The sequence below is a fragment of the Vibrio sp. HI00D65 genome (assembly GCF_001635455.1).
Classification (GTDB): Bacteria; Pseudomonadota; Gammaproteobacteria; order Enterobacterales; family Vibrionaceae; genus Vibrio.
On sequence record NZ_LWEH01000214.1, the window covers coordinates 22537 to 46917 of the forward strand.

19 protein-coding genes are annotated in these 24381 nt (G+C 44.6%); 9 read left to right on the top strand and 10 right to left on the bottom strand.

Annotated features, from left to right (window positions below):
- Positions 1–299 precede the first annotated feature (299 nt).
- The 3 genes from A3712_RS15720 to A3712_RS15730 all read left to right on the top strand — a co-directional run bounded on the left by A3712_RS15720 (position 300) and on the right by A3712_RS15730 (position 5181).
- Entirely contained in the window at positions 300–2234 is a 1935-nt protein-coding gene (locus tag A3712_RS15720) for a PrkA family serine protein kinase (protein ID WP_004737402.1), read from the top strand.
- Positions 2235–2335: 101 nt separating this feature from the next.
- Positions 2336–3607 carry a YeaH/YhbH family protein gene (locus A3712_RS15725; protein WP_063524200.1) on the top strand — a complete coding sequence of 424 codons (1272 nt, stop codon included), beginning with the start codon at positions 2336–2338 and terminating at the stop codon, positions 3605–3607.
- An 11-nt stretch (positions 3608–3618) separates the two neighbouring features.
- Positions 3619–5181: a SpoVR family protein gene (locus A3712_RS15730; RefSeq protein ID WP_063524201.1), complete on the top strand. Its 1563-nt coding sequence runs from the start codon at positions 3619–3621 to the stop codon at positions 5179–5181.
- Positions 5182–5339: 158 nt separating this feature from the next.
- Here A3712_RS15730 and sohB read toward each other — a convergent pair whose 3' ends face one another.
- Positions 5340–6401 (bottom strand): protease SohB, encoded by a 1062-nt coding sequence (sohB, locus tag A3712_RS15735; RefSeq protein ID WP_157618782.1) that lies wholly within the window; start codon positions 6399–6401, stop codon positions 5340–5342.
- A gap of 143 nt (positions 6402–6544) precedes the next feature.
- Here sohB and A3712_RS15740 point away from each other — a divergent pair, with 143 nt between their 5' ends.
- From A3712_RS15740 to A3712_RS15755, 4 genes are all read left to right on the top strand, one after another.
- Complete coding sequence (locus A3712_RS15740; RefSeq protein WP_063524203.1) at positions 6545–7285, top strand: YciK family oxidoreductase; 741 nt, start codon at positions 6545–6547, stop codon at positions 7283–7285.
- Positions 7286–7440: 155 nt separating this feature from the next.
- Positions 7441–8148, top strand: coding sequence for a translesion DNA synthesis-associated protein ImuA (gene imuA / locus A3712_RS15745; protein WP_063524204.1), 708 nt, complete (start codon positions 7441–7443; stop codon positions 8146–8148).
- A gap of 3 nt (positions 8149–8151) precedes the next feature.
- A complete protein-coding gene (locus A3712_RS15750; protein ID WP_063524205.1) occupies positions 8152–9624 on the top strand; it encodes a Y-family DNA polymerase in 1473 nt (490 codons plus the stop codon).
- A gap of 98 nt (positions 9625–9722) precedes the next feature.
- Positions 9723–12815, top strand: a complete 3093-nt coding sequence (locus A3712_RS15755; protein ID WP_063524206.1) for an error-prone DNA polymerase — start codon at positions 9723–9725, stop codon at positions 12813–12815.
- 313 nt (positions 12816–13128) lie between these two features.
- Here A3712_RS15755 and A3712_RS15760 read toward each other — a convergent pair whose 3' ends face one another.
- Together A3712_RS15760 and mlc are read right to left on the bottom strand one after the other, a co-directional pair.
- Positions 13129–14070, bottom strand: a complete 942-nt coding sequence (locus A3712_RS15760; RefSeq protein WP_063524207.1) for a chemotaxis protein CheV — start codon at positions 14068–14070, stop codon at positions 13129–13131.
- A gap of 167 nt (positions 14071–14237) precedes the next feature.
- Complete coding sequence (mlc, locus tag A3712_RS15765) at positions 14238–15455, bottom strand: sugar metabolism global transcriptional regulator Mlc (RefSeq protein ID WP_063524208.1); 1218 nt, start codon at positions 15453–15455, stop codon at positions 14238–14240.
- 319 nt (positions 15456–15774) lie between these two features.
- Between mlc and pyk the strand changes: the two genes are divergently transcribed.
- Entirely contained in the window at positions 15775–17220 is a 1446-nt protein-coding gene (pyk, locus tag A3712_RS15770; protein WP_063524209.1) for a pyruvate kinase, read from the top strand.
- A gap of 133 nt (positions 17221–17353) precedes the next feature.
- Here the strand turns inward: pyk and A3712_RS15775 are convergent, their stop codons facing one another.
- Complete coding sequence (locus A3712_RS15775; protein ID WP_063524210.1) at positions 17354–18568, bottom strand: patatin-like phospholipase family protein; 1215 nt, start codon at positions 18566–18568, stop codon at positions 17354–17356.
- A 41-nt stretch (positions 18569–18609) separates the two neighbouring features.
- Positions 18610–18699 carry a cytochrome bd-I oxidase subunit CydH gene (cydH, locus tag A3712_RS27440; protein WP_157618783.1) on the bottom strand — a complete coding sequence of 30 codons (90 nt, stop codon included), beginning with the start codon at positions 18697–18699 and terminating at the stop codon, positions 18610–18612.
- 145 nt (positions 18700–18844) lie between these two features.
- On the opposite strand from cydH, the gene A3712_RS15780 reads away from it, so the two are divergent.
- Positions 18845–19438 (top strand): outer membrane beta-barrel protein, encoded by a 594-nt coding sequence (locus tag A3712_RS15780; protein ID WP_063524211.1) that lies wholly within the window; start codon positions 18845–18847, stop codon positions 19436–19438.
- Positions 19439–19512: 74 nt separating this feature from the next.
- On the opposite strand, the gene A3712_RS15785 is transcribed toward A3712_RS15780, so the two are convergent.
- The 5 genes from A3712_RS15785 to tmk all read right to left on the bottom strand — a co-directional run bounded on the left by A3712_RS15785 (position 19513) and on the right by tmk (position 24374).
- On the bottom strand, positions 19513–19917 hold the full coding sequence (locus A3712_RS15785; RefSeq protein WP_063524212.1) for a hypothetical protein: 405 nt from the start codon (positions 19915–19917) through the stop codon (positions 19513–19515).
- Positions 19918–20136: 219 nt separating this feature from the next.
- On the bottom strand, positions 20137–21567 hold the full coding sequence (gene ptsG, locus A3712_RS15790; RefSeq protein ID WP_063524213.1) for a PTS glucose transporter subunit IIBC: 1431 nt from the start codon (positions 21565–21567) through the stop codon (positions 20137–20139).
- A 444-nt stretch (positions 21568–22011) separates the two neighbouring features.
- Positions 22012–22779: a TatD family hydrolase gene (locus A3712_RS15795; protein ID WP_063524214.1), complete on the bottom strand. Its 768-nt coding sequence runs from the start codon at positions 22777–22779 to the stop codon at positions 22012–22014.
- A complete protein-coding gene (locus tag A3712_RS15800; protein WP_063524215.1) occupies positions 22770–23735 on the bottom strand; it encodes a DNA polymerase III subunit delta' in 966 nt (321 codons plus the stop codon). Before A3712_RS15800 ends, A3712_RS15795 begins: the two co-directional genes overlap by 10 nt.
- Positions 23736–23741: 6 nt before the next feature.
- The gene (tmk, locus tag A3712_RS15805) at positions 23742–24374 is read right to left on the bottom strand and encodes a dTMP kinase (RefSeq protein WP_063524216.1); all 633 of its coding nucleotides are present in this window, start codon (positions 24372–24374) and stop codon (positions 23742–23744) included.
- Positions 24375–24381 lie beyond the last annotated feature (7 nt).

Sequence of the window (24381 nt, forward strand, 5' to 3'; positions counted from 1 at the left end):
ACCGCTATTAACAAAAATAATAACAATGAACAATCGGTTTAATGAGCAATAATTCACCACAAGAATCTAATTTCCACCCAAATCACCAAAAATAACTAGCAAACCTCTAATACAAGAAACTTCAATCCGATTTATCTCCAGTTATGCATTGCTATCTCAAATTTTTTTTCGTGAAAAATTGTAAATAAATACATAATTGTTAAGCAAAATTGTGGAAGCGGGTCTAACCTTAAAATGTAGGGAGAGCCTATTTTTCAATCGCTCGTCAGTTTTGACTGGTTAACAAGGGGAATGTGACTATGAGTATATTTGACCACTATCAATCACGTTATGAAGCAGCCAAGGAAGAAGAGCTGACACTACAAGAGTTCTTGGCGCTGTGTAAAGACGACAAAAGTGCTTACGCCAACGCCGCGGAGCGCTTACTTCTGGCTATTGGCGAACCTGAGGTTATTGACACCGCGCAAGACCCTCAACTAAGTCGTATTTTCTCAAACCGAGTTATATCTCGTTACCGTGAATTCGAAGATTTTTACGGTATGGAGGACGCGATTGAACAGATTGTTTCTTACCTAAAACATGCTGCGCAAGGCCTAGAAGAACGCAAACAGATCCTCTACTTGCTGGGTCCTGTGGGCGGCGGTAAATCATCGCTTGCTGAAAAACTAAAAGCTCTGATGCAAAAGCTACCTATTTACGTACTTTCTGCTGACGGTGAACGAAGCCCAGTAAATGACCATCCATTCTGTCTATTTGACGTCAATGAAGATGGTGACTTACTGAAAAACGAGTATGGCATCGAAAAACGCTATCTTCGTTCGATTATGTCTCCATGGGCTGCAAAACGCCTGCATGATTTCGGCGGCGACATATCTAAATTCAAAGTCATCAAGCTACGCCCTTCTATCCTCGACCAAGTTGCGATCGCGAAGACAGAGCCTGGTGATGAAAACAACCAAGATATCTCTTCTCTAGTTGGTAAAGTAGATATCCGTAAACTAGAGCACTTCTCTCAAGATGACCCAGATGCCTACAGCTACTCTGGTGCGCTATGCAAAGCTAACCAAGGCCTGATGGAATTCGTAGAGATGTTCAAAGCACCGATTAAGGTACTACACCCCCTACTAACAGCAACTCAAGAAGGTAACTTCAACGGTACAGAAGGGCTTTCTGCGCTGCCATTCGACGGCATGATTCTAGCTCACTCAAACGAATCCGAGTGGCAGACATTCCGCAACAATAAGAACAATGAAGCCTTCCTAGACCGTGTGTACATTGTAAAAGTACCTTACTGTCTGCGCGTTTCTGAAGAAGTTAAGATCTACAAAAAACTGCTTGAGCACAGTGAACTGTCGAACGCACCATGTTCGCCAAGCACACTCGATCTGCTATCCCAATTCAGTATCCTATCGAGACTGAAAGAGCCTGAGAACTCGTCTCTGTTCTCGAAAATGCGCGTTTACGATGGTGAAACCCTTAAAGACACCGATCCAAAAGCGAAAAGTTATCAAGAGTACCGCGACTACGCAGGTGTAGACGAAGGTATGTCTGGTCTATCGACTCGTTTCGCCTTTAAGATCTTATCTCGCGTGTTCAATTTCGACCAAGCCGAAGTGGCCGCAAACCCGGTTCACCTGTTCTACGTCATTGAACAACAAATTGAACGTGAGCAATTCCCTCAAGAAACCGCCGAGAAATACCTTGAGTTCTTGAAAGGATACCTAGTGCCACGCTACGTAGAGTTTATCGGCAAAGAAATTCAAACCGCTTACCTAGAGTCTTACTCTGAGTACGGTCAGAACATCTTCGACCGCTACGTAACCTACGCAGACTTCTGGATCCAAGATCAAGAGTACCGCGACCCAGAAACAGGCCAGCTATTTGACCGTGCTTCTCTAAATGGTGAGCTAGAGAAAATCGAGAAAACAGCCGGCATCAGTAACCCTAAAGACTTCCGAAATGAGATTGTGAACTTTGTGCTTCGTGCCAAGGCGAATAATAACGGTCAAAACCCAGTTTGGACCAGCTACGAGAAACTGCGCACTGTGATTGAGAAGAAAATGTTCTCCAACACAGAAGAGCTGCTTCCTGTTATTTCGTTCAACGCTAAGACCTCAACGGATGATCAGAAAAAGCACGACGACTTCGTTGCTCGTATGATGGAAAAAGGCTACACCGAGAAACAAGTGCGACTGCTATCTGAGTGGTACCTAAGAGTTCGTAAATCCTCATAACCAAACGGTATAGAGCTGCTCATATGGGCAGCTCGTACCAACCAATAACTCTTATACCCGTGTTAAAGTAGGATCGCGACATCAGCTGAGAGGGAGTTCTTATGGCACAATTTATCGATCGGAGGCTCAATGGCAAGAATAAGAGTGCTGTAAACAGACAGCGCTTCTTACGACGCCATAAAGAGCAAATCAAAGAATCTGTGGCCGATGCAGTCAACCGACGCTCAATCACCAACACTGAAACTGGTGAGGACGTCACTATTCCTCATAAAGACATCAAAGAACCAAGCTTTCACCAAGGTCAAGGTGGCGTAAGAGAACGCGTGCACCCTGGTAATGATCAATTCATCACTGGTGACAAAATCGAGCGCCCGAAAGGTGGCGGTCAAGGTGGTGGCTCAGGTCAAGGGGATGCAAGCCCAGATGGCGAAGGTCAAGATGAGTTTACTTTCCAAATATCAAAAGACGAATACCTTGATATTCTTTTTGAAGATCTCGCTCTACCTAATCTAGAAAAAAATCAGGTCAACAAGATCACTGAATGGAAAACCCACCGCTCTGGTTACCAAAGCGCAGGTATTCCATCCAACATCGCGATTGTTCGTTCACTGCAACAGTCACTTGCTCGTCGAACCGCAATGACAGCAGGTCGAAAACGCGACTTAAAAACGCTAATGGACCAGCTCGATCAAGTTCAAATGACCGAGCCAGCTCAACCGTTTGAAGAAGCTCGAATCAAGGAAGAGATCTCCGAGCTACGTAAAAAAATCGATAGCGTGCCGTTCATCGATACCTTCGATTTACGTTACAAAAACTACGAGAAACGCCCTATTCCATCTAGCCAAGCAGTGATGTTCTGTTTGATGGATGTGTCCGGCTCGATGGACCAAGCCACTAAAGACATCGCAAAACGTTTCTATGTGCTGCTGTATCTATTCCTTAATCGCACCTACGAAAATGTCGATGTGGTGTTTATTCGTCACCATACTCAAGCCAAAGAAGTCGACGAGCATGAGTTTTTCTACTCGCAAGAGACCGGTGGCACCATTGTATCGAGCGCTTTGAAACTGATGAAAGAAATTGTTGCTGACCGTTACCCAGCTAATGAGTGGAACATCTATGCAGCGCAAGCTTCTGATGGTGATAACTGGGCAGATGATTCGCCTCGCTGTAAAGAGTTACTGGTTAACACGCTTCTGCCGACTTGCCAATACTACTCGTACATCGAAATCACGCGTCGCTCACACCAAACGCTCTGGCATGAGTATGAGAAGTTAGAAGCGAGCTTCGACAACTTCGCCATGAAAAACATCAAAACAGTGGATGATATCTTCCCTGTTTTTAGAGAACTGTTCCAGAAAGAGACAGCGTAAGGGGGCTTGCCATGACAGCGAAATCAAACGTTGCAGAGAAAGACAAAGCTGCACCAAAGAACAACGACAAGATGCTGCCTGACGGTCCAGATTGGACGTTCAACCTCTTAGAGCGATACCACGTGGAAATTAAGCGTGTGGCGCAGCATTACCGACTAGACACTTACCCTAACCAAATCGAAGTGATCACTTCTGAACAGATGATGGATGCGTACTCGAGTATCGGTATGCCTATTAATTATAACCACTGGTCATTTGGTAAGAAGTTTATTCAAACAGAACAAAACTATAAGCATGGTCAAATGGGGCTCGCGTATGAAATCGTGATAAACTCGGACCCTTGTATCGCCTACCTAATGGAAGAGAATACCGTGACGATGCAAGCGCTGGTAATGGCGCACGCTTGTTATGGTCATAACTCTTTCTTTAAGGGGAATTACCTGTTCCAAACATGGACAGATGCGAGTTCAATCATCGACTACTTGTTGTTTGCTAAGAAGTATATCAATGATTGTGAGGAGAAATACGGCGTTTCAGAAGTCGAACAACTGCTCGATTCTTGCCATGCTCTAATGAATTACGGCGTCGACAGATATAAGCGTCCAGAGAAGATCTCCATCGCGGAGGAAACTGCTCGCCAAGAAGAACGTGAGGCTTACCTGCAATCTCAAGTTAACGAACTGTGGCGCACAGTGCCACAAAATCGCGATAAAGAGGAAGAGCAAAAAGTACGTTTCCCAAGCGAGCCACAAGAGAACATTCTTTACTTCATAGAGAAGAATGCGCCTCTACTGGAACCTTGGCAGCGTGAATGTGTACGTATTGTTCGTAAAGTCAGCCAATACTTCTACCCTCAGAAACAGACTCAAGTGATGAATGAGGGCTGGGCAACCTTCTGGCATTACACCATTCTCAACCATCTGTACGATGAAGGTTTAGTGAGCGATAAGTTCATCTTAGAATTCCTACACAGCCACACTAGCGTAGTCGCGCAACCAGCCTACAACAGCCCATATTTCAGTGGTATAAACCCATACGCGCTTGGCTTCGCGATGTTTAGAGACATACGCCGTATCTGTGAAGAACCAACCGATGAAGATAAAGAGTGGTTTCCGGAACTAGCAGGATCAGATTGGCTAGAAGCGGTGCACTTTGCGATGCACAACTTCAAAGATGAAAGCTTCATCAGCCAATATCTTTCTCCGAAAATCATTCGAGACTTTAAGCTGTTTGCTGTGCTCGATGATGACCGAAAAAATACCATTGAAGTGAGTGCAATTCATGATGACCCGGGCTATCGCCTGATCCGTGAAAAGCTAGCCGCACAATATAACCTCAGCAACCTTGAACCCAACATTCAGGTGTTCAATGTAGATGTCCGCGGCGATCGTTCAATGACACTCCAATATGTCCCTCATGACCGTATACCTCTGGATAAAGGCTACGATGAAGTGATGAAGCACTTATATCGGCTATGGGGCTTTGATGTGATTTTAGAAGAGGTTAAAGACACAGGTCATCGAGAAATTCTGACTACTTGCCCGAAACGCAATGATTACGGAGCAAAAATCTAATACCCATCGCTGTTAATCGGTGATGAGTATAAGACTCCGCTCCCCCTACACATAGTGGTCACCCGCTCGGAAGTGGAGCAACAAAAAAGCGCATAAGTCGTTGACTTATGCGCTTTCCTTTTAAGCTTCTTGAGCGCTAGCGTCTTAAACGAACACTATCAAACAATCGGCTTTTGACCGCGTTCAATCAGCTTCATCAGCACGCTATCTGCAGATTTACCTGCCACGCCTGCGAGCTTGTCCGATAGCTTTTTCTTCTGTACATAGTGAATCGCTAGTACTGTCTTATCTTTACATGCTTCAACAACTAGGTCATCAGAAGTGCGGATTTCATCCACCAGCCCAAGTTCATGAGCTTGCGTACCAAACCAGTGTTCACCCGTCGCCACTTTATCGAGATCAAGTACTGGGCGATGGTCGCGAATGAAGTCTTTGAATAGACCATGTGTCTCTTCTAGCTCTTCTTTAAACTTCTCACGTGCTTTATCGCTGTTCTCACCAAACATAGTCAGTGTGCGTTTGTACTCACCTGCTGTTAGCTGTTCGAACTCAATATCGTGTTTCTTAAGCAGTTTGTTAAAGTTTGGCAGTTGAGCAATCACACCAATAGAGCCAACGATAGCGAAAGGCGCTGACACAATTTTGTCTGCAATACATGCCATCATGTAGCCACCGCTTGCCGCTACTTTGTCTACCGAGATAGTCAGAGGTAGGCCAGCGGCTTTGATACGGTCAAGTTGAGAAGACGCCAAACCGTAGCCGTGAACCATGCCACCGCCAGATTCAAGCTTAAGTAATACTTCATCACCTTCACGAGCAACAGCCAGAACCGCCGTTACCTCTTCACGTAATGAAGCCACTTCTTTCGCATCAATGCTGCCGTTAAAATCAAGAACGAATAGATGTGGTTCACGCTTGCTATCAAGCTCACCCTCTTTCGCTGCTTTTTTCACTTCTTTACCGCGTGATTTTACTTTCTCTTTTTCCGCTTTCTTTTCAGCTTTATCACGGGCTTTGATGAAAGCATCATCGTGTAGATGGTGCTCTAATTGTTCGATTGTCTGTTTATGGTATTCAGATAGGTTCGTGATTTCCAGCTCACCTTTAATCGCGCTTGATTTTCCACCCACAGATTTAGCAATGAATAAAATTGCGATGATGGCGATTACAACGGTCGCAATCTTGGCTAAAAACAAGCCATAGTCTAACAAAAATTCCAATGTCATATCCCCTAATGTATGAATTAGTGTATTGTAACCATCTTGTCACGATTACCAAGAGTTTCTCATCATTCCTGCGGTTATCTGTGTGATTAAACATCAATGGAATGGCGAACATAATAAAAGAAAGAAGGATAAGCACAGTGGATTACCCAATCTCTACAGATGCCCTCAAAGATAAAGTAATTTTGGTTACTGGTGCTGGTGCCGGTATTGGACGCCAAGCAGCACTAAGCTTCGCTCAACATGGCGCGACAGTTATTCTGCTAGGCCGCAATGTTAAAAACCTTGAATTTATTTACGATGAAATCGAAAGTGCTGGTTGCCCACAGCCTGCGATCATCCCATTAGATCTAAAAGGCGCGACAAAGCAGAACTACATTGATATGGCTGAAACCATTGAGTCACAGTTCGGTCGTTTAGATGGTCTACTACATAATGCTGGCGTTCTCGGTACTCTGAGCCCATTTGAGCAGATTGATGAAGAGACTTTTGATGATGTTATGCAGATCAATGTGAAGTCTGAGTTCTTGATGACTCAAGCACTTCTGCCTGCTCTTAAGAAAGCGGAAGCAGGTCGTATCGTATTTACGTCTTCTACCGTTGGCCACTCTGGCCGTGCATTCTGGGGCACTTACGCGATCTCTAAGTTTGCTACCGAAGGTATGATGCAAATCCTAGCGGATGAGCTTGAAGACACTAACATCCGTGTTAATGCGATCAACCCGGGCGGCACTCAAACACGCATGCGTGCAAAAGCGTACCCAGGTGAAGATGCGAACAAGCTGAAAACGCCACTGGATATCATCCCACTCTACTTACACTTAATGAACCCAAGTGTGACAGACATTAATGGTCAATGTATCGACGCTCAACCTAAGTAGTTGATATTATAATCAATCGTAAAAAGTCGCTTTAATAGCGGCTTTTTTTGAATCTAGATCAACCAACTAGCACTGACTTTCGTTAATTTTCATCATTTTGCTTTGCATCTTTTTCATTGTTAAATATACTGTATAGATATACAGGTATTTTAATTATGCATGAACTCATAAAAAACTTACAAGACCGCCAGCTGATCTGGAAAGGGCTACAATCAACAACACTAGGAAGTACCACTTCAACAGGCTATCCGCAATTGGATAAACAGCTTGATGGTGGCTTTCCGACACACGGCGTTATTGAAGTTGAATCACAACAAGGGATCGGCGAACTACGCCTGCTTACACCCTATTTAGCTCAGCAAAACTCACAAAAACTGGCCATAATCATTAACCCGCCAGGGAAGATCTGTGCCGAGTTTTTTAGCAGCCAAGGAGTCGAACTTGATAACATCTTGGTGATCGAGCCTCAACGCGATCTCGATGCATTATGGGCTGCAGAGCAATGCCTCAAGAGTGGCGCTTGTCATTCTGTATTGTTATGGGGAGCCGATCTCGAAATCCACCAAACTAAGCGCCTGCAAGCTGCAAGTGAAACCGGTAAATGCCTGCAGTTTCACTTTAAATCCACCAGCCATAACCAGTTATCCCTACCCGTTTCTTTAAGCATGAAGCTCTCTTCTCATACTCAGGGAATAAGGGTTGAGGTAACAAAAAGAAGAGGCAGCTGGTCGTATGGTAGCTTTATTCTCGACATGACCCACAATTGGCCGTTGCTAACAGAAAAAATCATCAGCATCGACAGCTCACACCGTGCCTTGTCTGATAATACTGTGCTGGCTTTTCCTATTGCGAAGCAAGGCTAGCGCATGCTGTGGCTGTATCTGCACTTTCCATCTCTGCAATTGGATACCTTGTTTAACTCAAGTGAATCGGACTCAAACAAAGAATTACATGCGCAACCCATTATCATCGTGGATGAAAAAGATCATCGTGTGCTACAAGCTAATCAAGCTGCACTGGAATCAGGCATCACACAGGGTATGGGGCTAGGGTCAGCGGCGGCGCTTTGCCATCATTTACACGTTCACCCATACAGCATTGAGCTTGAGAAAAATAAACTGAAAGAGATAGCTCAATGGGCGTATCTGGTGACTTCCGACATGACCCTGTTGCCACCCAATGGCTTATTGATTAAAGCTTCTAACATGCTATCGCTTTACGATGGGCTGGATAACTACTGGCATGAACTCAAAAGCCATATTGATGCTCTCAACATTAAGTTCAGTTTTGCCACAGGCTACTCACCGCTTTCTGCGATCCTTTTGGGCAAACAAGCGATCAATCAAGTTACAGACAATGTTCAAAAGATGAAGTCTTGGGTTAACCAACAAGCATTGAGTTCTAGTGAACTGCCGCCTAAGCAAGTTGAGCGATTAAATCGTGTCGGTATTAATATCATTGAAGAGCTATTGAAACTGCCTTTGCAAGAAGTCGCACGTCGCTTTGATATCGACTTGGTCAATTATGTTGGTCGCCTTAATGGGCAGTTCAAACACCCTATTGATTTCTATCACCCACCAGAAAGCTTCCAGCAATATCTGGAGCTGTTGTTTGATATAGAAAATATCCTATTTATCGAAAAGCCACTGCTGAAGTTATTGAATCAGCTGGAATGTTTTTTGAAGTTACGTGACAGAGTCGCGTTTGAGCTAATACTGACTTTGCACCTCAGGGATAAAGACGACCACCATGTCTCTTTCTATTCAGCACAGGGCGATTACCTTGCTGAAAAATGGGCTAACCTTACCCATCTGACCTTAGAGTCACTCAAGCTCCCTTCCCCTGTTCAAGGGCTTACTCTCTCGTTAGCTCGTCATGGTGAGCCTCAAATGGCCTACCATGATCTTTTTGATGGCAATACTGGAACACTTGCTGCGTTAGATCTACTGTCACTGTTACAGGCAAAGCTCGGACAGGCATGCATTCTAACACCGAAAATACAGCAGGATCCTAGGCCAGAGAAAGCCAATCAATATTTGCCTCCAACACTAAGTCATACGGCGAAAAAGGGGCTAGATCCACAAGAGCTCAATCAACAAGCCACAACAACTAACAACATTAACCAACAACGACTCAGGCCCAGTATTTTACTGCCAGAACCTGAAGCATTAACCGAAAACGTCACCTTATCTCAGGGTCCTGAGCGTATTGTTTCTGGATGGTGGGATGGAGAGAAAATCATTCGTGACTACTTTATTGCTCACAGTGAAAACGGTCGATGGCTATGGGTATTCAGAACACCCGATAAACAGTGGTTCTTACACGGCTTGTTCAGTTAGTCAGTAAAACAGCTTTGTAAATCGCTCTTACCACTTGTTTCACTAAAACGCCCCTTTTTCAATCATGTTTACTCGCAATGATTAAGTGAGATTACGTTATGTCTCAGCAATACTCAGAGCTTTTCTGCCAAAGTAATTACTCCTTTCTTGAAGGAGCTTCACACGCGGAAGAGCTGGTTTTACAGGCCGATTTTTTACGTTACAAAGCACTCGCGGTCACTGATGAGTGCTCGGTCGCGGGTATCGTTAAAGTTCACTCTGCAATCAAGCAACACAAACTGTCGCTCAAGCAGATTGTCGGGAGCATGTTTTGGCTAAATGAAGAGTGTCAAGTGGTTTTGCTGTGCCCAAATAGGAAGGCCTATGCTGAACTGTGCCGTATTATTACTAACGCGAGACGCCGTAACAGCAAAGGACATTATCAGCTCTTTGAGTGGGATCTCATGTCGGCTAAACACTGCTTCATTCTATGGCTTCCTCACCAAAAAACTGAAGATGCCCATTGGGGGCAATGGCTTTCACAACATCACTCAGGTCGATTGTGGATTGGCTTACAACGACACTTAAAACAGACCGACCAACAGTACATCGATTACTGTGTAGAGTTGTCACATCATCATCACCTACCAATGACGGCTTGTGGCGGTGTGTTAATGCACAATGCTAACCGTCTGCCCTTACAGCACTCACTCACTGCAATTAAATACCAAAAGCCCATTACCGAGGTGGGTAGCCATCTGTTAGCGAATGCCGAGCGCTGTTTACGAAGCATCAATAAGCTCTCTCATATCTTTAAAACAGAGTGGCTAGAAGAAAGCAATCGCATCGCTGAGCTGTGTGACTTTGATTTGGATAGCTTGCGATACGAATACCCAAGTGAGCTGCTCCCTCAAGGTGAAACTCCCATGAGTTATCTGCGCATGTTGGTCGAGAAAGGCAAACAGGCTCGCTTCCCACAAGGTGTGCCTAGTGACATTCAACAGATCATCGATAAAGAGCTAGAGCTCATTGACGAGCTCGACTACCCTTTCTTCTTTCTTACGATCCACGACATCGTCATGTTTGCCAAAAACCAGGGCATTCTTTATCAAGGTCGAGGTTCAGCGGCCAACTCTGTGGTTTGTTACTGCCTAGAGATCACCTCGGTCGACCCAAGGCAGATCTCAGTGCTGTTCGAACGCTTCATCAGTAAAGAGCGTGATGAGCCGCCCGATATTGATGTCGACTTTGAGCATGAACGCCGCGAAGAAATCATCCAGTACATCTATAAAAAGTATGGCCGAGAACGCGCTGCGCTTGCTGCTACGGTCATTTCTTATCGCTTCAAAAGTGCAGTACGGGATGTAGGAAAAGCCTTGGGCCTGCAAGAAGCCCAGCTTGATTACTTCATTAAGAACACCAACCGCAGAGATAAAAGCCTAGGCTGGCAGGCTCAACTCACGCTATTAGGGCTACAGCCTGACTCTTTAAAAGGCCAGCAGTTTATCCATTTGGTTAATGAAATCATCGGTTTCCCACGCCACCTATCTCAACATGTGGGTGGCTTCGTGATCTCCTCAGGCCCCTTGTATGAATTGGTGCCTGTCGAGAACGCGGCAATGCACGATCGCACTATTATTCAATGGGATAAGGATGATCTTGAGACTCTGGGGCTGCTTAAGGTTGATGTGCTCGCACTCGGTATGCTGTCAGCAATTCGAAAGTGTTTTGATCTGATCAAGCGTATTCATGGACGCTCGTTAACGATCGCAGAGATCACTCGCCTTAAAGATGATCCTCAGGTTTACGGCATGATTCAGAGGGCAGACACCGTTGGCATATTCCAAATTGAGTCACGAGCACAAATGAGCATGCTGCCAAGGCTAAAACCAAGGACGTACTACGACTTAGTGATTCAAATCGCTATCGTGCGTCCAGGTCCGATTCAAGGTGACATGGTGCACCCTTATCTCAAGCGTCGTGATGGTATTGAGCCAATCAGCTACCCCTCGAAAGAGGTTGAATCCGTCCTATCACGCACTATGGGAGTACCTATATTCCAAGAGCAAGTGATAAAACTCGCTATGGCCGCCGCAGGGTTTACAGGTGGTGAGGCGGATAAGCTCAGACGTGCGATGGCCGCTTGGAAGAAAAACGGCAACGTATTTAAATTTAAAACCAAGCTCATTGAAGGCATGCAGAAGCGAGGCTATGACATTGAGTTTGCTGAGCAAATCTTTAAACAGATATGCGGCTTTGGTGAATACGGTTTCCCGGAAAGTCATTCCGCTTCGTTTGCAGTACTCGCGTATTGTTCAGCTTGGCTAAAATGCTATTACCCAGAGTGCTTCTACGCCTCCTTGCTGAACAGTCAACCTATGGGGTTCTATAGCCCATCACAATTGGTACAAGATGCTCAGCGACATAATGTGGCGATACTCCCAGTATGCGTAAATTCCTCTCAAGACAATCACACGGTTGTCTCTCAGCAAAATGGTTTAGCAATACGTTTAGGAATGAGACAAATCAAAGGCTTGAGTGAACATGGAATCCAGAGTGTACTCGCTAACCGACCCCATTCGGGTTATCGCCACCCTAGCCAGGTAAAGCAGTTATCAATCAATAAGAAAGACATTGAGCTAATTGCCTCAGCGAATGCGCTGCACAACGTTTCAGGTGACCGCTTTCAAACTCGCTGGGCGATAATGGACTCGGCCTCTGATCTACCCTTGTTTAGTCAAATCGATGACAGCTTTGGAAAGGGTCATGACGAACAAGGATTGCAGCAACCCAGCGAGATGCAGGATTTACTTGAGGATTTCACCAGTGTTGGGATCTCCTTGAATAAGCACCCCATCACGTTACTGGAAGAAGCCAACCGATTAGGTCGATTCACTCATATGAAAGACTTAAAACAACAACGACACAAGTCCATGGTCACCGTTGTTGGCCTTGTGACAGGCAAGCAATCACCCGGAACCGCAGCTGGCGTCACCTTTGTCACACTGGAAGATAATACGGGCAATATTAACGTGGTGGTATGGGGAACCACAGCACGTGCTCAACAGCAAGCGTACCTCACAGCTAAGGCGTTAAAGGTGCAAGGCATCCTAGAAAAAGAAGGTGAAGTGATACATGTGATTGCTGGGAAGCTTATCGATATTACCGATGAAATCGTTGGCTTAAAGACCAAGTCGCGAGACTTTCATTAATAACCCAGCCCACTGTTTTATATCGGTTAGTAAAAAACGAAAAAGGGAAGCATCTGCCTCCCTTTATTTCAAATTGTTGAGTTATACCTCAACGCCAGCTTCCGTACGTCTTTTCTTAAGTTCCCTGTATAGTAATAAGCTTAAAGTCATAACAACTTTAGACGTTAGCCATATCATTAAGAGGAACTACCTAAATTGTGCGTGAAAAGTTACGTGAGTAGTTGAGCATATTTTGTTACGAGAAATATACTGCATCAACAAAAGCAAACATTTTCCATAAGTTCACCCAAAAAAGAATGGATATCGGTATAAATCACAAAATCTGACGTATACGCTCTTGAGTTACCTCAACCAACAAGTCTGGCTGGAACTTAGAAATGAAGCGGTTACACCCTACTTTTTCCACCATTGCTTCATTAAAACTTCCGCTTAATGAGGTATTTAGTGTAATAAACAGGTCGTGCATTCTTGGGTCAGAGCGCACTTCATGAGTCAGTTTGTAGCCATCCATCTCAGGCATTTCAGCATCAGTAATCATCAATAGTATTTCTTGATTGATGTCTTTGCCTTCATCACACCAGCCCTTAAGTAAATTCAGAGCTTCTAAGCCGTCACAACATTCAATAATGTTCAAACCTAATTGCGACAAGGTGCCTTTGATTTGGTTACGCGCGGTTGAAGAATCATCAACGATAAGTACATTACGCCCTATCATCTCTTGGGCTAACTGCTCATCTAAGACACCTTCAGAGATCGATACATCGTAATCGATGATCTCGGCCAATACCTTTTCAACGTCGATAATCTCAACGATTTTGTGCTGACCTTCTTCTTGAATATGCGTGATAGCGGTTAAGTAATTGGCACGACCTGTTGTCTTTGGTGGCGGCTGAATCTCTGTCCACATTGTATTGACGATATTACGAACTTGCCCAACCAAAAAGCCTTGTACAGTTCGGTTGTACTCCGTAATGATCAAATTGCTCTCTTGCGATTCAGCACGCGATGGCGGAAAGCCAATAGCACTACGCAGATCGATCACAGGCACAGATTCGCCTCGCAAAGAAGCTACACCCGTAATGTGATGATGAGACCCAGGTAAACGAGTAAGCACCGGCACTTTTAGCACTTCTTTAACTTTAAATACGTTAATCGCAAATAATTGACGACTATTTAAGCTGAATAACAAGAGCTCCAGACGGTTTTCACCAACCAGTTTCGTTCTCTGATCAACCGAATTTAAAACGCCAGACATACAACACCTTAGTGACAAATAATTACTGAGGCTACAATAGCCTACTTCAATGGGTTAAAGCAAAGCGCTAATGCACAGAATGCTTAAACTAAGTACAACAAATGCTGTTATACAAAGCTTAAGTATATGGAAAGGTTCGAGGGAGGGCTAAAAGAAGAGAAAAAGAGTTAGCCTTCAATAACTTTCATTAACAACTGACCGTCGTAAAGGGCTTGCTTGATAAGCGCAGCACCAGGCATCGTTGCTTGTTTGTAGAATCGAGATTCCACCAGCTCTAAGTCTTGATGGTAAACCGACAAGCTCTGCTCTTCGATACACTTCTGAATCGCAGGGTACAGGACGCTCTTGGCTTGGTTGATAACACCACCGACTAAGATTTTCTCTGGGTTGAACAAGTTAATCACAATAGCAATTGCTGAGCCTAGGTAACGACCTAACTGTTCAATCACTTCTACCGCCAGCGGATCACCATCAGCCGCAGCAGCACAGATTTGTTCAATCGTGACATCTTCAAAAGCTGTCAAGGTGGATTCCTCACCATTGGCTAGACGCTCTTTCACTTGCTCACGAATCGCCTGTGAACTCGCGACCGTCTCTAGGCAGCCTCGGTTACCACAATGACACAGTTTGCCTTCCTTATCGATTTGGATATGCCCCAGTTCACCGATGTTACCGTGACGACCTTGCAAAACGCGGCCATCAAGGATTATCCCGGCACCTAAGCCGTGGTGAATGGAGATTAAGACAGAATTATCATTGTCTTGAGAGTTACCAAACAGCTTCTCAGCTAATGCCCAAGCGCGAGTATCATTGGCAATGAAAACCGGCAAACCCGTTTCTTTGAAGATCTCAGGACCCAGAGCTAAATTTTCGACATTGTAATGTGGCATTTGCAACACAATACCCTGCTCTGAATTCACAAGGCCAGGGAGCGTGATCGCAATACTGGTTACCCTGTCGAGCTGCTCAGCATAAGTTTGGAAGAATTCGTCGATTTCGTGAAGAAGACGCGCAAGCACATCATCTTGGTCGCGTTCGTGAATGTCGATCTTAGTATCGATAAGTACATCGCCACCCAATTCATGAAGCGCGATAGTAAGATACCCACGTCCAAGACGCATCGACAAGAACTGCCAACCTTCATTGTTGGTTTGCAAGCCCACAGCGGGACGTCCACGAGTTGTGGCTTCTTGAACCGTCGTTTCGTGGATAAGGTGAGCTTCCATGAGTTCACGGGTAATTTTGGTAATACTCGCCGGAGCCAACTCACTTTGTTTGGACAGATCGATACGAGAAATAGGACCTTTAAGGTCAATTAGTTTATATACACGACCAGCATTGACCTGTTTGATATGATCAATATGGCCCGGTTGAGCCATGTACATTTTACGCTCCAGAAATCATCAACGGGATAATTTTTTTACTTTGCGAAGTAATTGTGAAGTCACTTGGTATATCGCCGTGACCAGTATCACGTATATACATGAATCTTTGTGTATCTAGTCAAATAGTTTAAGAAAAGTTAACACCCACATCGATAAGTTGAGACTTAATTTTCATAAAAAAACATCACGCCTGAGTACCAAATGCAATAAATAACAGTAAATACAGAAATATCCTTCTAGGTCCCAATAAATTATCAATTAATGCATATACTTAATTCAGTCTTTTAAAAAGATTACTGGCATCACTCTAGGAGTATTCATGACAGCTGAATTAAGAAAAACGAAAATCGTCACAACGCTAGGCCCCTCTACAGATAAAGGCAACGTGCTTGAGGAGATCATCAAAGCCGGTGCCAATATTGTTCGTATGAACTTCTCCCACGGCAGCAGCGACGACCATATACAACGTGCAGAAAAAGTCAGAGCAATCGCTAAAAAACTGGGGACACAGATCGCTATTCTCGGCGACCTTCAAGGTCCCAAGATTCGTGTGTCGACATTCAAAGATAACAACATTCAACTTGCTGTTGGCGATCAATTCACCCTCGACAGCAGCTTAGGTTTAGGCGAAGGCGACCAACAAGCCGTTGGCCTCGACTATAAAGAACTACCTAACGATGTATCAGCCGGTGACATCCTGTTACTTGATGATGGACGTGTGCAACTCAAAGTCACCAAGGTCGAAGGTTGTCGCGTTCATACCGAAGTCATCATTGGTGGCCCGTTATCCAACAACAAAGGCATTAACAAAAAAGGCGGTGGGCTTTCTGCAGAAGCGCTGACCGACAAAGACAAGCGAGACATCGTCACCGCCGCCCAAATCCAAGTCGATTACCTCGCCGTCTCTTTCCCACGCAATGGCGAAGACATGCACTACGCTCGACAACTTGCGCGCGAAGCAGGCTTAGAAGCTCACCTTGTTGCTAAAGTCGAACGAGCAGAGACGGTATCCACCGTTGAGAACATGGATGACATCATAATGGCTTCAGATGTGGTCATGGTGGCTCGTGGTGACCTCGGAGTAGAAATTGGTGACCCTGAGTTAGTCGGTGTACAAAAACAGCTTATACGCCGCGCTAGGGCCCTTAATCGCACTATCATCACTGCAACTCAGATGATGGAATCAATGATCTCCGCTCCAATGCCTACCCGTGCTGAAGTAATGGATGTTGCCAACGCAGTACTTGATGGCACTGATGCGGTAATGCTGTCTGGTGAAACCGCTGCCGGGCAATACCCAGTAGAGACGGTAAAATCGATGGCTGAAGTGTGTGTTGGTGCCGAGAAAATGGCAAACGTCAATCAGTCCAACTACCGAATTGACCGCACTTTCGTGACAGCGGAAGAAACAGTATCAATGGCAACCATCTACTCTGCTAACCACATGGAAGGCATTAAAGGCGTAGTCACGCTGACTGAGTCTGGGCGCACTGCTTTGATGATGTCTCGTTTAAGTGCTGATATGCCTATCTACGCTCTGTCTCGTAACGAAGGAACACTAAACCGTTGTACCTTGTATCGAGGCGTAACCCCTATCTATTTTGAGACAGAAGCCAAAGACAGCTTTGACATTGCGCTATCAACACTTGCTTGCCTAAAAGAGAAAGGACACCTCAAGTTTGGTGATCTCGTAATCATTACTCAAGGTGATATCATGGACGTGGCTGGCTCAACCAACTGTATGAGAATCCTACCTGTCACCTAGCTAAAAGCAGATAAAGCCAATAAACGACGACAAGGTGAGATAAAAATAAAAGGGTTATCGAACTAAGTTCAATAACCCTATTTTCATTTCAATGATGCTATCTCATAAGGCTAACTATAGCTTTGCAGCCGCACTATTTATCAATAACAATACTTGCCAGTTGCGGCATGTGGGAACTGCGAGCGTTTTCTGTTGTGGTATAAGTTTCAACGAATCGATAGCCGGCCTCTAAACCCAATTCGTAATCATGGAGCAAATCTTCTTTGTCACTCATTAAAGAACTCGATTTTAACGGTTTACTTGGCGCGATCTGCACCACAAAGGCATCATCCGGAGGAGAATTCAAAAAGTCTTGAGTCAACGAGTAGGTTTGGTAGTGCACCATCAACATGTCGGCCAACCCAGAATCAAACTTATCACCTATTAAATGGCTTAAACGGTAAATATCATCAGCGCCAAACAACCATCGACCACCATTTAGCAAGTCTAAATGCCCACGGTCACGCTTCTGTTCTTTAGAGCGTAGGATCTGCTGCTGAAAGAAAGAGGTCCAGTCGGTTTTCCATTGCTCCACTTTTTGTTGCCAATGGCCTTGAACACTATCGAACGATTCTCGGAACCACTCCAGCTCCTCAGCTGTTACCAGTTTAGGTGCTTGGATTTTCTGTTGTTGCTGCGGCGCTTGAACTAGTGGGCTCCCCTCTTCATCCGTTACTGGTTCGGTACGAATTACGACAATAGAACGAGCTTGCCTACGCCACGCTTCTTGAACTGGAATAGAGGCAGACACACCGCCATCCACATAAGCGCTATCACCAATCAAGATCTCATCATTGTACAAGCGAGGGATCGCACAAGTAGCTATCATCACTTTGTACCAATCGTCCCCCAACAGAGGAAAGTAGTGATCTCGTAAATCTTTAGAATCCGTTACCGCCGCATAGAAGTGGCGCTCACCTAAGGTTTGCCGCCCTAAATCAAGATCGAGCTTATAAGGGTAAGCCATGATTTGCTCTAAGGCCCACTCAAGCCCTAAATTCTTCCTGTGCCGTATGTAAGAGAACAGATTAAAGAATTCTGGAGACGTGGTCAGGTCAAGGACGAAAGAACGCCCCAAGCCTTTATCACGGCACAAATAGGCACATAAGTTTAGCGCACCTGCCGAGGTACCGAAAAATTCATCGAAAGGGTCAAAATTAGAAAGGAGAAAAGCGTCGAGAACGCCTGAGGTAAAAATACTCCTCTGTCCGCCGCCTTGAGCGACCAGTGCTGTTTTACCAGCAATAAACTTAGCGTAATAATCTAAGTCTATTGCAGTATCAATATTGGTTACAATCCCACTATTCATTATTCCCTGAGTATAGAAACTCAGCCTCGCAATAAATGGTATTAACTACCAATCGCAATAAAGCCAAATGAAAGAATGATGAAGTAAATAAACGCTGTAATTTGTAGGGCATTTTTCAGATTATGTTCCATAGACACCTCTAGCTTATTATTAATTTCTCAAGTCTTTATTTAAGTATTAACAGGTGTGTGAAGTATCTTCAAGAATCGTCGAAATTAGTCGCACGATATTGACGTAACCATCACAATTAATAGGCGTATGGATAAGGATATACTCATGAATAACAAAGTAAATATGACGATGTTAGTTACGCTTCTCTCGGCTTCGAGTGTTTATGCCTCACCGGAGATCATTATTACTCCGATGGTTGGTTATACTGGCGGTGGTAGTGTCGAAGATCAAGATGGCAAAACCTATGACATGAAAGGATCTGAAAACTACACCTTTGCGATTGAGACACCACTTGAGAAAGGGCGTGTTGGTTTCTTTTACTCAAACCAAAGCTCTAAATTAGAAACGCTAAACCTGAGCTCCTCGATCCAATATCTGCACTTTCAAAGTAGCATTTACTACCCGGTTTCCTCGGTATTGTCTGGATACCTAGGCTTAGGTTTAGGCGCCTCGTATGTCGATGTAGACTGGGCGAAAGATAAATACGGCTTCTCTACATCAATCTTTGGCGGCTTAGAATATAAATTGAGCGATCGCTTAGCGCTGAATACCCAAGTTCGTTGGTTAGGAACGATGGTTGATAACGACACAACAGGTGTATGTAACATCCCAAGCAATGGGCAAGACTGCATTATTCGCTTTGATACCGACTGGATGAATCAATTCCAAGCTAATGTCGGGTTAAGTTTTACTTTCTAGATAGTAATAAATTCAAAAAATGAAAAAGCCAGCGATATGCTGGCTTTTTGCTGTAGCTAATTTGAAGCTCAACTTTAGAACTTGTAGGTTACGCCCAGAGCACCACCTAGCTGGAGTTCAACGCCTTTGTACATGTCGAGTTCTGGGTGAAGCTGTGCGTAAGCATTCCAACCTTCGTAGAAGTTCACTTTGACACCCAAAGGTAAACGCAAACCAAAGTCGTCATTCCATTCAGCCCATGCACCCGCGCCAACATACCAGCTTAACGGCGCTTCTGCCTCAAACTGACCACGCTTCCAAATATAATCAAATGCAGCACCGTCATTGCCAACAGTAACACGGTATTTCTGTTCAAACTCAACAACGGCACTCAGATCTTGGTCAACGGCTAAACCAACTTCTAAAGCAGGAGCTTCAGAAGCATGAGCAAGAGAGGTGAGGCTGCCGCACACAAGGCCAATCAAGTAACGATGTTTCATAGTATTCTCAAACTGTTTCAAAAAGCGGTAGGTTAATTAAAAACCAACACGATTTGTCATCATAAAGTTAAAGATAGCAGACCATTAAAGGTGGTGAGCATAAGTGAACAGTTTCAAACAAATGGTAAATAACTGAGAGATAAAAAAATAAGCCTGATGAAACAGTAGAAACAAAAAAGGAGGCCTTTAGGCCTCCTTTCAATTTATTGAATCAGTGAATTAACCGTTGTTACGGATCCACTCATCCATGTCTGTTTTCAGGTTGTCAGACTTTGTACCGAAGATAGCTTGTACTCCACCCGCTACTACTACAACACCTGCAGCACCTAGTTTTTTCAGCTTGTCTTGGTCAACAACTTCTGTATCAGCAACTGCAACACGTAGACGAGTGATACAAGCGTCAAGACCAGTGATGTTAGCTTTACCACCGAATGCAGCAACTAGCTCACCAGCAAGTTCAGAACCAGTCGCAACGGCTTCGTCTTCTGACTCGTCTTCACGGCCAGGAGTTTTAAGGTCTAGAGCTTTAATCACAGTGCGGAATACGATGTAGTATATTGCAGCATAAGCAATACCACAAACAACCATTAGACCCATCTTAGACGCGTGGCCAGATAGAACTAGGAAGTCGATTAGACCGTGTGAGAAAGATGTACCGTGTACAAAACCTAGAGTGTTCGCAAGAACGTAAGCAGAACCAGCTAGTAGAGCGTGGATTGCGTACAGTACTGGAGCAACGAATAGGAATGAGAATTCGATTGGTTCAGTGATACCCGTTAGGAATGAGGTTAACGCAGCAGAAGCCATGATGCCCATTACTTTAGCGCGGTTTTCAGGCTTAGCTGAGTGTGCAATTGCGATTGCAGCAGCAGGTAGACCGAACATCTTGAACATGTAACCACCAGCTAGCTGACCGAAGCCATTGCCCGCTGCACGAGATGCGTCATCAGCAACTAGGTAACAAGTAAGAACACCATTTTGAGTTTCGCCAGCAGCGTTTACACAAGTACCAGCTTCGAAGAAGAATGGTACGTTCCATACGTGGTGAAGACCAAATGGAATTAAAGAACGCTCAACGATACCGTAAATACCAAACGCCACTTGTGGGTTTTGGTGAGCAGCCCAATCAGAGAACGCAGAGATAGCGCCGCCAACTGGTGGCCATACTACAGATAGTAGGATTGCTAGACCGATCGCAGAGAAACCTGTGATGATTGGTACAGCACGCTTACCAGCGAAGAAGCCAAGGTACTCAGGAAGTTGAATACGGAAGAAGCGGTTGAATGCCCAAGCAGCAACACCACCGACTAGGATACCACCTAGTACACCAGTATCGATTTTATCAACGCCCATTACACCAGCCATTACGCCTAGTGTAGCAGTCATGATGCCGTAACCAACAATTGCTGCTAGACCAGCAACACCATCGTTGTTAGTAAAGCCAAGTGCAACACCTACTGCGAACAGTAGTGCCATTTGACCAAATACTGAACCACCAGCTTGTTCCATTAGGTTTGAAACAATTTCTGGAATGAAAGGAAGATCTGCTGCACCGACACCTAGCAAAATACCCGCAACTGGTAAAACTGATACTGGAAGCATCAGAGACTTACCAACTTTTTGCAGGCTAGCAAAAAGGTTCTTAAACATGTTTATGCTCCTGATAAAGATAAAATAATTATATGGGTCCTAACGGCACACCCCCGTAGCCTATATGTTAGCACCCAGTGAAAATGTAACCATGTATTGCATTATATTTTCTGCCGCTAAATATATATTGATGCAGAACTAACTTTCTAGTGACTTACGAAATTTAGTTTCAAAACACGTCTTGGATCACATGTCAAATTTAGAAATGCAATGCTTTACAAAAAAATAAACCATTGATAATAAACAATAATTATAAAAGTCATTATTATTTTACTGGGTAAATAAAATAAGGGTGAATGTTATTTTTAGTAACAAAATTACAAATGTTATAATTCACGCTCCCAAGTTCAACATAATCCGTAAACATTAAAAAAAAACGTATTTTTGGTGATCAAAAACACAAAAAGGGAGCTTTCGCTCCCTTTTATTTGTTTAGTTCATTTTTTATCGCAAAAAAAGTTTCTGGTAATTTTTGGTCGTTTGTTCAGCAACCTCTTTCATCGAAATGCCCTTCAACTGCGCAATATAGGCTGCCACCTCGACTACATATGCAGGCTGATTCTGTTTTCCACGATATGGGACTGGCGCCAAGTATGGGGAGTCCGTTTCAATTAGTAGCCTAGCTAACGGTAGATTTTTAACCACCTCTTTAAGTTCTGTTGCTTGCTTAAAGGTCACAATGCCTGAAATTGAAATATAGAACCCTAATTCCATAGCCGCTTCAGCAAACGCCTGATCTTCAGTAAAACAGTGGATAACACCACCGCACTTCTCAGCGCCACCGTCACGAAGAATCGCAAGTGTATCTTCACGAGCGTTACGGGTATGAATGATCAAAGGCTTGTTCAATTCTACCGCTAGCTCAACATGCTGTTTGAATCGCAGTTGCTGTAATTCCGAAGTTTCAGGTTGATAGTGGTAATCTAAGCCGGTTTCACCTATCGCAACCACTTTAGGGTTGCTCGCGTATTCACGCATTCTTTCAAGGCTGAAATCACTTTCAACATCAAGAGGATGAACGCCACAAGACGCTTTAACGTTATCAAACGGCGCAATCATTTCGAGCATGTTTTCAAACGAATCTAGTGTCACACCCACAGAAAGTAGTTGGTCAACATTCGCTGCTTTCGCTTTGTTAACGACATCTTCTACACTGGTATGTAAATCTTGGTAATCCAGCTTGTCTAAATGACAGTGGGAATCTACGAACATGTTTCCTCGCAAGTGGCTATCAGCCAATTCATTATGATTAGCTCCGTATTGAGCCCAGGGTGTTGCTTCAACTGCTCAATCAGTATCAACAGTTTATGTGCTGCAGTATAGGCGCTTTGGTAAGACATCACCTCACACAACGCGTTAGCACTTGGGGTTATAGCATTATTTGCCAAACCGAAATGCAACTTCTGTACATCTGAAAGTAAGTGCCACAACCAACCAAGCTGTATCAAAGGATCTTTAGCAAGCTCAGTCGAGAACTTAAGCATGTCAGGCTGAGTGCCTTTAACGATATTAACGAAACCGTCGAATGCTTTCTCGGAAGCCTCTACACCGCCCTCTTCAAACATCGCTTTCGCTTTCAACGGCGCATTATCGTTAAGTGCCAAAATATACGGTGGCACAGCCTTACCTACTTCCCCATCAAGCCATACTGAGCCAGCTTCAAATTGTGGGCTCACCACATTGAATTGCTGACAACGACTGATGATGGTTGGCATTAGGCGATTGCTGTTACGAGTCGACAGAATGAAAATACACTGGCTTGATGGCTCTTCGAGAGTCTTCAGCAAAGCATTGGAAGCCGACTCATTCATCGCCTCAGCAGGTTCAAGTAAGATAACGCGTAAACCGCCCAACTGAGATGATTCTTGAGCCCAGCGATTACTTGCGCGTACTTGATCAACCGCGATCGATTTGCCTTCTTTCTCTGGCGAGATGACATGAAAATCCGGATGGCTACCCGATTTCATCAACTCACAGCTATGGCAAAAACCACACGCCTCGCTTTCATAGTTTGTGCACATTAATGCATCAGTAAGCTGGCTAATGAGAGCATCAACGCCCAACCCTTCCGGCGCATTAACAATAACAGAATTCGGAAAACGCTCCGCATCGAGGCTTTTTTTCCACTCACTCCAAACTGGCGTGAGCCAAGAGTACACTTCCGCCATGACTACCTACTGTTGGTCTAACCACGAACTAAGCGCTTGCTTAATATCCGCGGCTACTTGTTCTATTTCTTGCTCTGCATTGATCACAAGAACCGAGTCATCTTGTGCAGCTATCTCAAGGTAACGTTCACGCGTGCGATCGAAGAAAGAGATATCCATCTTTTCGATTCTATCAAGCTCACCACGGCCACGTGCACGCTCAAGCCCTACTCTAGGGTCTAGGTCCAAGTACAGAGTTAGATCCGGCTTAAAATCGCCTAGCGTGGTTGCTTTCAATGATTCCATTGTCGTGCGCGCGATCTGACGACCACCACCCTGATACGCTTGAGAAGACATATCATGGCGATCACCTAATACCCACTTACCGCTACCCAAAGCCGGCTTAATCACGTTTTCGACTAATTGAACACGTGCAGCGTACATCAGCAGTAACTCAGTCATGTCTTGAAGCTTTTCGCCTTCGTGCTCTTCTTTGACCAGTGAGCGCATCTTTTCTGCCAGCACGGTACCGCCTGGTTCGCGAGTGTTTACGAGCTCTTCAACACCAGATGCTTTCAATGTCTCAATGATGGCATTGATAGCTGTGCTTTTACCCGCACCTTCAAGGCCTTCAACCACGATAAATTTCGACTGATTCATAATTCGT

Coding starts and splice junctions, on each gene's coding strand:
- A3712_RS15800 (WP_063524215.1), bottom strand. CDS start 23,735: ATGGCGGAAGTGTACTCTTGGCTCACGCCAGTTTGGAGTGAGTGGAAA.
- imuA (WP_063524204.1), top strand. CDS start 7,441: ATGCATGAACTCATAAAAAACTTACAAGACCGCCAGCTGATCTGGAAA.
- A3712_RS15755 (WP_063524206.1), top strand. CDS start 9,723: ATGTCTCAGCAATACTCAGAGCTTTTCTGCCAAAGTAATTACTCCTTT.
- A3712_RS15720 (WP_004737402.1), top strand. CDS start 300: ATGAGTATATTTGACCACTATCAATCACGTTATGAAGCAGCCAAGGAA.
- A3712_RS15785 (WP_063524212.1), bottom strand. CDS start 19,917: ATGAAACATCGTTACTTGATTGGCCTTGTGTGCGGCAGCCTCACCTCT.
- A3712_RS15775 (WP_063524210.1), bottom strand. CDS start 18,568: ATGAATAGTGGGATTGTAACCAATATTGATACTGCAATAGACTTAGAT.
- A3712_RS15760 (WP_063524207.1), bottom strand. CDS start 14,070: ATGTCTGGCGTTTTAAATTCGGTTGATCAGAGAACGAAACTGGTTGGT.
- cydH (WP_157618783.1), bottom strand. CDS start 18,699: ATGGAACATAATCTGAAAAATGCCCTACAAATTACAGCGTTTATTTAC.
- A3712_RS15780 (WP_063524211.1), top strand. CDS start 18,845: ATGAATAACAAAGTAAATATGACGATGTTAGTTACGCTTCTCTCGGCT.
- A3712_RS15750 (WP_063524205.1), top strand. CDS start 8,152: ATGCTGTGGCTGTATCTGCACTTTCCATCTCTGCAATTGGATACCTTG.
- A3712_RS15730 (WP_063524201.1), top strand. CDS start 3,619: ATGACAGCGAAATCAAACGTTGCAGAGAAAGACAAAGCTGCACCAAAG.
- pyk (WP_063524209.1), top strand. CDS start 15,775: ATGACAGCTGAATTAAGAAAAACGAAAATCGTCACAACGCTAGGCCCC.
- ptsG (WP_063524213.1), bottom strand. CDS start 21,567: ATGTTTAAGAACCTTTTTGCTAGCCTGCAAAAAGTTGGTAAGTCTCTG.
- A3712_RS15795 (WP_063524214.1), bottom strand. CDS start 22,779: ATGTTCGTAGATTCCCACTGTCATTTAGACAAGCTGGATTACCAAGAT.
- A3712_RS15725 (WP_063524200.1), top strand. CDS start 2,336: ATGGCACAATTTATCGATCGGAGGCTCAATGGCAAGAATAAGAGTGCT.
- tmk (WP_063524216.1), bottom strand. CDS start 24,374: ATGAATCAGTCGAAATTTATCGTGGTTGAAGGCCTTGAAGGTGCGGGT.
- mlc (WP_063524208.1), bottom strand. CDS start 15,455: ATGTACATGGCTCAACCGGGCCATATTGATCATATCAAACAGGTCAAT.